A 12,354-nucleotide genomic window follows, 5' to 3' on the forward strand; every position below is an offset into this window, starting at 1 on the left:
TGATCTCCGGACGGGGAGCGGCCGGGCACGCTGTTGGGTGTCTGAGGGAATGAACTTCCTTCAGTGCCGGCCCCGGTGTACTCACTGGATCTCCAGTGGGGTGACGGGTGGTTGGTCGTTGTTTGAGAACTGCACAGTGGACGCGAGCATCTGTGGCCAAGTTTTTAAGGGCGCACGGTGGATGCCTTGGCACCAGGAACCGATGAAGGACGTGGGAGGCCACGATAGTCCCCGGGGAGTCGTCAACCAGGCTTTGATCCGGGGGTTTCCGAATGGGGAAACCCGGCAGTCGTCATGGGCTGTCACCCATACCTGAACACATAGGGTATGTGGAGGGAACGCGGGGAAGTGAAACATCTCAGTACCCGCAGGAAGAGAAAACAACCGTGATTCCGGGAGTAGTGGCGAGCGAAACCGGATGAGGCCAAACCGTATGCGTGTGAGACCCGGCAGGGGTTGCGTATACGGGGTTGTGGGATCTCTCTTTCACAGTCTGCCGGCTGTGAGACGAGTCAGAAACCGTTGATGTAGGCGAAGGACATGCGAAAGGTCCGGCGTAGAGGGTAAGACCCCCGTAGCCGAAACGTCAGCGGCTCGTTTGAGAGACACCCAAGTAGCACGGGGCCCGAGAAATCCCGTGTGAATCTGGCGGGACCACCCGCTAAGCCTAAATATTCCCTGGTGACCGATAGCGGATAGTACCGTGAGGGAATGGTGAAAAGTACCGCGGGAGCGGAGTGAAATAGTACCTGAAACCGTGTGCCTACAAGCCGTGGGAGCGTCGCGCATCGAGTTTACTCGGTGCGTCGTGACTGCGTGCCTTTTGAAGAATGAGCCTGCGAGTTTGCGGTGTGTTGCGAGGTTAACCCGGGTGGGGTAGCCGTAGCGAAAGCGAGTCCGAACAGGGCGATTTTAGTAGCACGCTCAAGACCCGAAGCGGAGTGATCTAGCCATGGGCAGGTTGAAGCGGAGGTAAGACTTCGTGGAGGACCGAACCCACCAGGGTTGAAAACCTGGGGGATGACCTGTGGTTAGGGGTGAAAGGCCAATCAAACTCCGTGATAGCTGGTTCTCCCCGAAATGCATTTAGGTGCAGCGTCGTGTGTTTCTTGCCGGAGGTAGAGCACTGGATAGGCGATGGGCCCTACCGGGTTACTGACCTTAGCCAAACTCCGAATGCCGGTAAGTGAGAGCGCGGCAGTGAGACTGTGGGGGATAAGCTCCATGGTCGAGAGGGAAACAGCCCAGAGCATCGACTAAGGCCCCTAAGCGTACGCTAAGTGGGAAAGGATGTGGAGTCGCAGAGACAACCAGGAGGTTGGCTTAGAAGCAGCCACCCTTGAAAGAGTGCGTAATAGCTCACTGGTCTAGTGATTCCGCGCCGACAATGTAGCGGGGCTCAAGCGTACCGCCGAAGTCGTGTCATTGCGATATGTACCCCCAACGGGGATCGTGATGGGTAGGGGAGCGTCGTGTGCCGGGTGAAGCCGCGCCGGAAGGCAGTGGTGGACGGTTCACGAGTGAGAATGCAGGCATGAGTAGCGATACAAACGTGAGAAACGTTTGCGCCGATTGACCAAGGGTTCCTGGGTCAAGCTGATCTGCCCAGGGTAAGTCGGGACCTAAGGCGAGGCCGACAGGCGTAGTCGATGGATAACCGGTTGATATTCCGGTACCCGCTGTGAAGCGTCAAACACTGAACCAGGCGATGCTAAGTCCGTGAAGCCGCCCCGGAGCCTTCGGGCAAAGGGGAGTGGTGGAGCCGACGGACCAGACTTGCAGTAGGTGAGTGATGGGGTGACGCAGGAAGGTAGTCCATCCCGGGCGGTGGTTGTCCCGGGGTAAGGGTGTAGGCCGTGCGACAGGTAAATCCGTCGTACTTGTGGCTGAGACCTGATGCCGAGCCGATTGTGGTGAAGTGGATGATCCTATGCTGTCGAGAAAAGCCTCTAGCGAGTTTCATGGCGGCCCGTACCCTAAACCGACTCAGGTGGTCAGGTAGAGAATACCGAGGCGTTCGGGTGAACTATGGTTAAGGAACTCGGCAAAATGCCCCCGTAACTTCGGGAGAAGGGGGGCCACGCTCGGTGATCCGATTTACTCGGTGAGCTGGGGGTGGCCGCAGAGACCAGCGAGAAGCGACTGTTTACTAAAAACACAGGTCCGTGCGAAGCCGTAAGGCGATGTATACGGACTGACGCCTGCCCGGTGCTGGAACGTTAAGGGGACCGGTTAGTCACATTTCGGTGTGGCGAAGCTGAGAACTTAAGCGCCAGTAAACGGCGGTGGTAACTATAACCATCCTAAGGTAGCGAAATTCCTTGTCGGGTAAGTTCCGACCTGCACGAATGGCGTAACGACTTCTCGACTGTCTCAACCATAGGCCCGGTGAAATTGCACTACGAGTAAAGATGCTCGTTTCGCGCAGCAGGACGGAAAGACCCCGGGACCTTTACTACAGTTTGATATTGGTGTTCGGTTCGGCTTGTGTAGGATAGCTGGGAGACTGTGAAGCTCGGACGCCAGTTCGGGTGGAGTCGTCGTTGAAATACCAGTCTGGTCGTGCTGGATGTCTAACCCGGGTCCGTGATCCGGATCGGGGACAGTGTCTGATGGGTAGTTTAACTGGGGCGGTTGCCTCCCAAAGGGTAACGGAGGCGCCCAAAGGTTCCCTCAGCCTGGTTGGCAATCAGGTGGTGAGTGTAAGTGCACAAGGGAGCTTGACTGTGAGACCGACGGGTCGAGCAGGGACGAAAGTCGGGACTAGTGATCCGGCGGTGGCTTGTGGAAGCGCCGTCGCTCAACGGATAAAAGGTACCCCGGGGATAACAGGCTGATCTTCCCCAAGAGTCCATATCGACGGGATGGTTTGGCACCTCGATGTCGGCTCGTCGCATCCTGGGGCTGGAGTCGGTCCCAAGGGTTGGGCTGTTCGCCCATTAAAGCGGTACGCGAGCTGGGTTTAGAACGTCGTGAGACAGTTCGGTCCCTATCCGCTGCGCGCGCAGGAATATTGAGAAGGGCTGTCCCTAGTACGAGAGGACCGGGACGGACGAACCTCTGGTGTGCCAGTTGTTCTGCCAAGGGCATGGCTGGTTGGCTACGTTCGGGAGGGATAACCGCTGAAAGCATCTAAGCGGGAAGCCTGCTTCGAGATGAGTATTCCCACCCACTTGATGGGGTAAGGCTCCCAGTAGACGACTGGGTTGATAGGCCAGATCTGGAAGCCCGGTAACGGGTGGAGGTGACTGGTACTAATAGGCCGAGGGCTTGTCCTCAGTTGCTCGCGTCCACTGTGTTGGTTCTGAAACCACGAACAACCCCATTGCCCTGGTCACGGGTGGTGGTGCGGTTGAGTGTTTCATAGTGTTTCGGTGGTCATAGCGTGAGGGAAACGCCCGGTTACATTCCGAACCCGGAAGCTAAGCCTTACGGCGCCGATGGTACTGCAGGGGGGACCCTGTGGGAGAGTAGGACGCCGCCGAACAAATATTGGGAAAGGCCCACACCTTATGGTGTGGGCCTTTCTGCATTTCCGGAGTGTGTTTAGGGTCGAGTCATGCGCTACGACCTCGTGATCTTCGACAATGACGGTGTCCTCGTCGACAGCGAGCCGATCTCCAACCGGCTCCTCGCCGCGTATCTCACCGAACTCGGGCACCCGACCTCGTACGAGGACTCGATCCGGGACTACATGGGGTCGGCCATGCACCGGGTGCACGAGCTGGTGCGGGAGCGGACCGGCCAGGCGCTGCCCGTGGACTTCGACGACGTCTTCCACCAGCGCGTCTTCGCCGCGTTCGAGCGGGAGTTGGAGCCCGTGCCCGGAGTGGTCCCGGTCCTGGAGAAGCTGGTCGCGGACGAGGTGCCGTACTGCGTGGCCTCGTCCGGGAGCCATGAGCGGATCCGGGTGGGACATCGCAAGACCGGGCTCGACCGGTGGTTCGGGGACGGGCTCGTGTTCAGCTCGCAGGATGTGGGGCGGGGGAAGCCGGCGCCGGACCTCTTCCTGTACGCGGCCGAGCGGATGGGCGTCGCGCCGGAGAAGTGTGTCGTCGTCGAGGACAGTCCCCTCGGTGTGCGGGCCGGGCTCGCCGCCGGGATGGAGGTGTACGGGTTCACGGCGATGACGTCCGCCGGGAAGCTGCCCGGAGCCAGGGGGTACTTTTCGGACATGGGGGAGCTGCTCGGCCTGCTCGGCTGAGGCTGCCCGACCGGCTTAGTTGAGCAGTATTCAACTTCCTCTACCCATGGGTAGGTCGCGCCCCCTACTGTGCCGCCATGACAGATGTGCTGCGGCGCGGTAGGGCCGCGTTGGCGTTCAGCTTCTTCGCTCAGGGTGTCGCCTTCGCGCTGCTCGTGACGCGGATTCCGGCCATTCAGGACCGGTACGGAGTCTCCGACGGGTTGCTGCCTCTCTTCCTCGCCGCCGTGCCGATCCTCGCCGGGGTCGGCAGCGTCTGCACCGAGCACCTCGTGAAGAAGGTGCCGCCGAGCCTGGTGCTGCGGTGCTCCCAGCCCGTCGTGCTCCTGGCGCTGCTCGGCGTGGGCGCCGGTGACGACTTGGTCGTGCTCGGCATATCGAACGCGGCCTTCGGGCTGGCGGTCGGGGCGCTGGACGCGTCGATGAACATGCTCGGGGTGAGCCTGCAGCGGGCGTACGGGCGGAGCATCATGCTCGGCTTCCACGCCGTGTTCAGCCTGGGCGGGATAGTCGGGGCCTCGCTGGCGTGGGTCGGGGCGCACTGGGAGCTGTCACTGCTCGTCTCGTATCTGCCGGTGGTGGCCGTCCTGTTGCCCGCCGCGCTGGTGGGGAGCCGGTGGTACGTCGACGCGAGGCCCGTCGAGGAGAAGGCGGAGAACGATGCCCCGTCGGGCGCGGGTACCGGTGGGGCCGTCGCCTTCAGGATGATGCTGCCGCTCTGTCTGGTGATGTGCTTCGCGTACATCGGGGACTCGACCGTCTCCAACTGGAGCGCCAAGTATCTGCAGGACGTGCTCGGGAGCAGTGAGCAGCTGGCGACCGTGCCCTACAACGTCTATATGGTCACCACGCTGATCGGGCGGTCGATCGGGGACTTCGGGGTGCGGAGGTTCGGGGCCGCGGCCGTCGTACGGGCCGGGGCCGTGGTGGCGGCCGTCGGGTTCGCGGTGGTCGCCGGGGCGCCGGGGGCCTGGGTGGGGATGCTCGGGTTCACGCTGCTGGGGCTCGGGCTGTGTGTGCTGGTGCCGCAGACGTTCGCGGCGGCCGGGCGGCTGTTCCCGGGGGCTTCGGACGCGGCCGTCGCCCGGCTGAACATCTTCAACTATGTCGGCTTCTTGATCGGTTCTCCGTTGGTGGGGGCTCTGGGCGACCTCTGGAGCTACCGCGGGGCGATGCTCGTACCGATGGTGTTGGTGCTGGTGACGTTGGTGTACGCCCGGTCGTTCGAGACTCAACCGGACCGATACGGTGGCGGGCATGAGCGGCCGCGCACAGCTGATGTGGGACGAGGCAGTAACGGGCTATGACTTCGGGCCGGACCATCCGATGGATCCGGTCCGGCTGGCGTTGACCCGAAGTCTGGTGACCGCCTTCGGGCTCGACCGGGAGATGGACGTCGTCTCGGCGAAGCCGGCGGGGGAGTCGACCCTGCGGCTGGTGCATCGCGAGGACTATGTGGCGGCGGTCAAGGCCGCGTCGGCCGATCCCCGAGGGGCGGACACGGCGTACGGGCTGGGGACCATGGACGATCCGGCCTTCGCCGGGATGCACGAGGTGTCCGCGCTGATCGCCGGGCAGTCGGTGGGCGCGGCGGAGGCCGTGTGGCGCGGGGACGCGCTGCACGCGGTGAACTTCGCGGGCGGGCTGCACCACGCGATGCCCGGGGGTGCCTCGGGGTTCTGCATCTACAACGACGCTTCGATCGCCATCGCCCGGCTGCTGGAGCTGGGCGCCGAGCGGGTCGCGTACGTGGATGTGGACGTGCATCACGGGGACGGGGTGCAGGCGGCGTTCTGGGAGGACCCGCGGGTACTGACGATCTCCCTGCACGAACATCCCCGGACGCTGTTCCCGCAGACCGGGTGGCCGGAGGAGACGGGGGCCCCGTCCGGTGCGGAGGGGTCGGCCGTGAATGTGGCCCTGCCTGCCGGGACGGGGGACGCGGGGTGGTTGCGGGCGTTCCACGCGGTGGTGCCGGAGCTGCTCGCCGAGTTCCGGCCGCAGGTGCTGGTGACCCAGCACGGGGCCGATACGCACTTCGAGGATCCGCTGGCGCATCTGGCGGTGTCGCTGGACGCGCAGCGGGCCGTGCAGGTGGCTCTGCACGAGCTGGCGCACGAGTACGCGGACGGGCGGTGGGTCGCGCTCGGTGGCGGTGGGTACGCGGTGGTGGAGGTCGTGCCGCGGTCGTGGACGCATCTGGTGGCGATCGCGGCGGGGCGGGAGATCGCGCCGGAGGCGGTGGTTCCCGAGGAGTGGCGGCAGCAGGTGTTCGCTCGTACGCGGCAGTTGGCGCCGGCGCGGATGACCGATGGGCGGTGGCCGGTGGGGTGGGCCGACTGGGAGGCGGGGTACGACCCCGCGGATCGGTTGGATCAGGCGGTGCTCGCCGCGCGTAAGGCCGTGTTTCCGTTGCGGGGGTTGTTGGCCTAGGGGCCCTGGGAGTTCTCCCGGGTTTTCTCGCCCCCGCCGTCCCTACCCGTCCCATCCTCCAGGGGCTGCGTGCCCCTTCGACCCCCGTCCTCGGCTTCCGTCAAAGATTCGGGGCTCTGCCCCGGACCCCGTTCGCGCAGTTCCCCGCGCCCCCAAAAGACAAGGTGCTAGGCCAACTGTGTGGTGGGCCGGGGTTTTCCCGGTGGGGGGATCGGGTGTGCGTCAGCATCGGGGGGTGGTGAGTGGTGGGGTGTTGCGGGAGCATCTGGTGGCTTCCGGGCTGGCGGGGAGGGTGGCCACCGGCCGGGAGACGAGTCTGCGGAGTTATCGGTTGTTCGCGGCTCGGGACCCTCGGTTTCTGATCGGGATTGATCCGGAGATGCCCTGGCGGCAGCGGGATGTGCTCGGATTGATGGCGGAGAAGTGTGGGGTTTCGGCCGATCCGCGGTGCGCGTCAGGGCAGGATGTGATTGATCCGGAGCTGACGATGCGGGCCCTGGACCGGTTCGCGGAACGGGTCGGGGCCGTCGCTCACCGTGGTGGCCGGGTGCTCCTCGGGACCGGGCATCCGCACCGGCTGATCGGCTTCTACGGCGCGTTGGCGGACGCTTTGTCGTCGGCGGGGTGTGAGGTTCTCACCCCTGCGACGGGTAGACGTGTCGACATAACGACCCGGTTCGGTCTACGCACGTACAACCTTGACTACGTACGGGGTGTCGCTCTCGTCCGCGAGGCGACCTCTCTTCACTCCGGTTGTGCGACCGGCGTGCACACGCATTCACCGCTGCCGGTTCGGACGGTTCTGGCGGCCGCCGCGGAGGCCGGCGGGCCGCTCCCGGAACTCGTGGTGGGAGACCATGGCTGGGTCTGCGGGGCAGGTCAGCTGGGGTTCGAGGCCATCGGGCTCGCCGATACGGACGATCCCGCGCTCTTCGTGGGGGAGGCGGAGGGGCGGGTGTCCGTCGTCGTTCCACTTGATGACGGTGTGCGGTCTGATTACTACCGACCGCTGACCCGCTACGTACTCAATCGGGCGTGTCTGTCACAGTAGGGCGCCGATGGCATCCCCTCTTCCCCACTCGCATCACCCGCCCCTACATTGGGGAGTGAGCACGCAACGACGAAGAGTCACCGGAAGGGGAAGCCGGTGGCCGTCGAGTGCGGAAGGTTCAGGTGTGTCATGGCTGCTGCTGGCGAGAGGCCTCTGAACGAGGTCGCGTTCCTGACCGTGGCGGAAGTCGCCGCGGTGATGCGAGTGTCGAAGATGACCGTGTACCGCTTGGTGCACAGCGGTCATCTGCCGGCGATCCGGGTGGGCAGGTCCTTCCGGGTGCCGGAGCAAGCGGTACACGAGTACCTCCGCGAGAGTTATGTGGGGGTGGAGACGGCCTGACGGCCACCGGGATCGAGGGGCTCCCGGAGGCCCTGCGGGCTTCCGGGATACCCCCGCTCCCCCTCGATTACGACCTCAGCGCTCGGACGGGTAGGCTAGCCCCTCGTAGGTCGTATGGGCCCATGGCGCCCAAACGCCGAGTGATGAGAAGTGAGCGAGGGTAGTCGTGGGCTCTGTTATCAAGAAGCGGCGCAAGCGGATGGCTAAGAAGAAGCACCGCAAGCTGCTCAAGCGCACCCGCGTTCAGCGTCGCAACAAGAAGTAAGGCGGCCCGGCCCCGAATTGCGGGGTCATGGCCGGCCCCCCTCGCGTAAGGGGGTCGTACGCCTTGCTTTCTTGCGCGAGCGCTGTTGAGAGCGCGTTCTGCGACCCCTCACCGAATACGGTGGGGGGTCGCGGTGTTTTCGCCGGTCGCCCGCGGTGGCCGCCGCAGTGACCGCAGTCGCATGCATTCGCCGTCATTCACGGGGTCGCGGTCACCACAGCGCAACATCCAACCGCTAACGTGGCCGCACACGGGGAACACGGGGAACGCGGCAGAGTACGAGCAGAGTTACGCCTATATGAGCGGACGTCGGGAAGGAAGGCGCTGATCTTGGGGAAGGTCGTGCTCGTCACCGGTGTGGCCCGTCAGCTGGGAGGCCGCTTCGTGCGGCGGATCCAGCGTGACCCGCAGGTCGACCGGGTCATCGCGGTGGACGCGGTGCCGCCCGGGCACCATCTGGGCGGTGCGGACTTCGTCCAGGCCGACATCCGGCAGCCCGCCATAGCCCGACTGCTGGCCGAGTACACCGTGGACACCGTGGTGCACATGGACGTCACGGGCACTCCGCTGGGCAGCGGCGGCCGGGCCACGCTCAAGGAGACCAATGTCATCGGCACCATGCAGCTGCTCGGTGCCTGTCAGAAGTCACCCTTGATCAAACGTCTGGTGGTCAAGTCCAGCACCAACGTCTACGGGTCCGCGCCCCGCGACCCGGCCGTGTTCACCGAGACCACCCCGCCCAAGTCGCTGCCCAGCGGCGGCTTCGCCAAGGACACCGTCGAGGTCGAGGGGTACGTCCGCGGCTTCGCCCGGCGGCGGCCCGATGTGGCCGTCTGCGTGCTGCGGTTCGCGAACATCCTCGGGCCGAGCGCCGATTCGCCGCTCGCGTCGTACTTCTCGCTGCCGGTGCTGCCGACCGTGCTGGGCTACGACCCGCGGCTGCAGTTCGTGCACGAGGACGATGTGATCGAGGTGCTGCGGATCGCCTCGCACGATCCGGAGCGGGGCACGCTCAACAGCGGCACGTTCAACATCGCGGGCGACGGCGTCCTGCTGCTCTCGCAGTGCGCGCGGCGCCTCGGCCGGCCGACCGTGCCGCTGCTGATGCCGGCGGTCAACTGGGTCGGCTCCATGGTCCGCACGCTCGGCGTCAGCGACTTCTCGCCGGAGCAGCTGCGGCTGCTGACCCACGGGCGGGTCGTGTCGACGAACCAGATGCGCGAGACGCTGGGCTACCGCGCCCGTTACACGACCGCGGAGACGTTCGCGGACTTCGCGCGCAGCAGGGGACCCGGACTGCTGCCCCCGGAGGCCCTCGCCGGGGCCATCGACCGGATCGCCGCCCTGCCCGTGCCCACGCCGGGCGCCGGCCACCCCCCGACGCAGAGCGCCAACTAGCGTTAACCGAGGAGCGCATCGACGATGGCGGACGCCAAGGTCATTCCGTTCGACGACGACCGGACCCGCGGGGGCGCCGCGCAGCGCCCGCCGCGCCGCCGGACTCCGGGAAGCCGGCGCAAGGGCGAGAACGGGGTCGTCCGGGAAGCCGGTGAGGTCCAGGCCCTCCCCGGAGTGCCGACCAGCACGGATGATGTCCCTGTGACACAGGAGAAGCCGGAGCCGCCTCAGGAGGCCGCCGAGGCACAGGACGGCGGCGCCCTGGAGCGCCGGATCGCGGGCGGTCTGGCGTTTCTGCGCAAGCGGCTCACCGGAGACTACGAGGTCGACGACTTCGGCTACGACGCCGAGCTCACCGACCAGGTGCTGATGTCCCTGCTGCGGCCGGTGTACGAGAAGTACTTCCGGGTCGAGGTGAAGGGCATCGAGAACATCCCGACGGACGGTGGCGCGCTGATCGTCGCCAACCACTCGGGGACGCTGCCGATGGACGGCCTGATGATGCAGGTCGCCGTGCATGACAACCACCCCACCGGGCGGCATCTGCGGCTGCTCGCGGCGGACCTGGTGTTCATGCTGCCGGTGGTCAACGAGCTGGCCCGCAAGCTCGGCCACACCCTCGCGTGCGCGGAGGACGCCTCACGGCTGCTGCAGCAGGGCGAGCTGGTCGGGGTCATGCCGGAGGGCTTCAAGGGGCTCGGCAAGCCGTTCGGGGACCGCTACAAGTTGCAGCGGTTCGGGCGGGGCGGTTTCGTCTCCACCGCGCTGCGGGCCGGTACGCCGATCATTCCGTGCTCGATCGTGGGCGCGGAGGAGATCTATCCGATGATCGGCAACTCCAAGACGCTGGCCCGGCTGCTCGGTTTCCCGTACTTCCCGATCACGCCGACGTTCCCGTTGCTCGGCCCGCTGGGCGCGGTGCCGCTGCCGACGAAGTGGACGATCCAGTTCGGTGAGCCGATCCCGACGGACGGCTATCCGCCGGAGGCGGCCGAGGACCCGATGCTGATGTTCAACCTGACCGACCAGGTACGGGAGCAGATCCAGCACACGCTGTACAAGCTGCTGGTGCAGCGGCGCTCGGTGTTCTTCTGAGCGTCCCGGATCGCGGTACGACGGTGGGGGCGCCCTTCTTGCTGAAGGGCGCCCCCACCGTCGTGTCCGGCTAGTTGTCGTCGCCGTCGATGCCCAGTCCGGGGAGGAGGCCCGGGAGGAGGGGCGGGAGGGTGACGTCGGGTTCCTGGGGCGGGGTCGACTTGTCGGAGGGCGGGGAGGAACTGCCGGTGTCGTCCTGAGGCGGGTCGAGGAGGCCGCCGGTGGTGCCGCCGACGAGCCCTTCGGCGCCGCTCTGCGAGTTCGACGTGGACGGCTTGGGCTTGCCGGTGGTGTCCTGGCCGCCGGCCGTGGAGCCGCCGGTGGCGCTCGGGGCCGGGCGGCGGCCGGGGTCCGTGGTGCCGGGGGTGCCGGAGCCCGTGGAGCGCTGCTTGCCGTCGCCGCCCGGGGCGGGGGGCTGCGGCAGGAGCGAGGAGTGCGGGGCGACCTCGTGGTCTATGGCGTCGAAGACCGACGAGACCTGCTGACTCACGTCCCCGAGCTGTACGGGGAGCCGGTCGCGGAGCGCGCCCCATGCCTCGCGGTGGGACCGGGAGAAGGCGGAGAGGGCCTGGATGGGGCCGAGGGACTCCGGATCTCGCTCGAAGGCCTCGTGGAGCAGCCGGTGGCCCTCGGAGGCGTCGTGCCGCATCCCACTGAGGGCGCGGCGGATCTCGCCGAGGGACTCGTGGTCCAGCTGTCCGCCCCGGCCGCGCTCCATGAGGCGGCGGGCCTCGCCGAGGCGGGTGGACGCCTGGTCCAGATAGAGCCGGCCCCGGTCGTCGCTGTCGTCGGCCAGGGTGAGCTTCACGTCCTCGATGCCGCGCTTGAGGCCGTAGAGCGAGTCACCGGGCAGGGCGTCCGAGCTGGCCGCGGCCACCCCGCCGAACGCGCTCGCGGCCACACCGACGCTGAGCCCGCCGGCGGCGAGACCCTTCGTCAGACGGGACCGCGGTCGCAACTTGCCCAGTGGGCTCGCCCGGTGAGCGCCTCGCCCCTTGCCGGATCGCTGCTCGGGCACCGAAGGGTCCGACGCCTCGCGCCCCGGCAGTGTGCCGTCCCGCAGCATGGCCTCCATCGCGGCCACCAACTGGGCGCGATGGACGACCTTGACCTCGGGGTCGAGCACTGGCTTGGGCAGCTCGTCGAGACCGGTCGTGAGGGCCAACATGCGGCCCCGCTCGGTCTGTTCCGCTGCCGGGGCCGGTGCCGATCCCTCGGGCTGCTCGGCCGCCGTGCCCCGGTCGGACAGCTCCTCCAGGGCCTGGGCGAAGGCGTTCGCCCGCCGGTGCGCCGATACGTTCGCGATCACTGGCGGCACCTCCTCTCGTCATGACGGTCGACTCCCCAGGGGGTCCTGAGGGTTGCACGTCCCCGACCGAGCCACACGATCGAGTGATCGGTGTCGGCCAGGCGCGACCACAGGGAGCCTGTATCCCGCACAACGAGTGGCGCGGCACTTGGGTTACGGACGGCGGATGATCGGACGAGGAAGTCAACGGACTTCGACGGAGGGTGAGTTGGGCGTCGCGGAGCGTGCGTGAGCGGTGCGCTCGGCGGGCCGGTGGC

The 12,354-nt window shown here is 66.4% G+C and carries 9 protein-coding genes and 2 rRNA genes; 10 read left to right on the forward strand and 1 reads right to left on the reverse strand.

Going from position 1 to position 12,354, the window contains the following annotated elements:
- Positions 1 to 154 precede the first annotated feature (154 nt).
- The 10 genes from J8M51_RS36850 (at position 155) to J8M51_RS36895 (ending at position 10,788) form a co-directional block, all read left to right on the forward strand.
- Positions 155 to 3,278: ribosomal RNA gene (locus J8M51_RS36850) — 23S ribosomal RNA — on the forward strand.
- Positions 3,279 to 3,370: 92 nt separating this feature from the next.
- Positions 3,371 to 3,487 (forward strand): 5S ribosomal RNA (rrf, locus tag J8M51_RS36855).
- A gap of 72 nt (positions 3,488 to 3,559) precedes the next feature.
- The gene (locus J8M51_RS36860) at positions 3,560 to 4,204 is read left to right on the forward strand and encodes an HAD family hydrolase (RefSeq protein WP_267299812.1); all 645 of its coding nucleotides are present in this window, start codon (positions 3,560 to 3,562) and stop codon (positions 4,202 to 4,204) included.
- A gap of 77 nt (positions 4,205 to 4,281) precedes the next feature.
- Entirely contained in the window at positions 4,282 to 5,511 is a 1,230-nt protein-coding gene (locus tag J8M51_RS36865) for an MFS transporter (RefSeq protein WP_216591549.1), read from the forward strand.
- Positions 5,462 to 6,637 (forward strand): acetoin utilization protein AcuC, encoded by a 1,176-nt coding sequence (locus J8M51_RS36870; RefSeq protein ID WP_216591550.1) that lies wholly within the window; start codon positions 5,462 to 5,464, stop codon positions 6,635 to 6,637. The genes J8M51_RS36865 and J8M51_RS36870 overlap by 50 nt, the downstream gene beginning before the upstream one ends.
- Before the next feature lie 235 nt (positions 6,638 to 6,872).
- The gene (locus J8M51_RS36875; protein WP_216591551.1) at positions 6,873 to 7,688 is read left to right on the forward strand and encodes a phosphatase; all 816 of its coding nucleotides are present in this window, start codon (positions 6,873 to 6,875) and stop codon (positions 7,686 to 7,688) included.
- 129 nt (positions 7,689 to 7,817) lie between these two features.
- A complete protein-coding gene (locus J8M51_RS36880) occupies positions 7,818 to 8,030 on the forward strand; it encodes a helix-turn-helix domain-containing protein (protein ID WP_179203525.1) in 213 nt (70 codons plus the stop codon).
- A gap of 166 nt (positions 8,031 to 8,196) precedes the next feature.
- Entirely contained in the window at positions 8,197 to 8,295 is a 99-nt protein-coding gene (locus J8M51_RS36885) for a 30S ribosomal protein bS22 (RefSeq protein WP_003948845.1), read from the forward strand.
- 330 nt (positions 8,296 to 8,625) lie between these two features.
- The gene (locus J8M51_RS36890) at positions 8,626 to 9,693 is read left to right on the forward strand and encodes an NAD-dependent epimerase/dehydratase family protein (protein WP_086764108.1); all 1,068 of its coding nucleotides are present in this window, start codon (positions 8,626 to 8,628) and stop codon (positions 9,691 to 9,693) included.
- A 24-nt stretch (positions 9,694 to 9,717) separates the two neighbouring features.
- A complete protein-coding gene (locus J8M51_RS36895) occupies positions 9,718 to 10,788 on the forward strand; it encodes a lysophospholipid acyltransferase family protein (protein ID WP_086764106.1) in 1,071 nt (356 codons plus the stop codon).
- 70 nt (positions 10,789 to 10,858) lie between these two features.
- On the opposite strand, the gene J8M51_RS36900 is transcribed toward J8M51_RS36895, so the two are convergent.
- Positions 10,859 to 12,097 (reverse strand): DUF5667 domain-containing protein, encoded by a 1,239-nt coding sequence (locus J8M51_RS36900; RefSeq protein ID WP_267299813.1) that lies wholly within the window; start codon positions 12,095 to 12,097, stop codon positions 10,859 to 10,861.
- Between the last annotated feature and the right edge of the window lie 257 nt (positions 12,098 to 12,354).

Source organism: Streptomyces griseiscabiei (genome assembly GCF_020010925.1).
Lineage (GTDB): Bacteria > Actinomycetota > Actinomycetes > Streptomycetales > Streptomycetaceae > Streptomyces > Streptomyces griseiscabiei.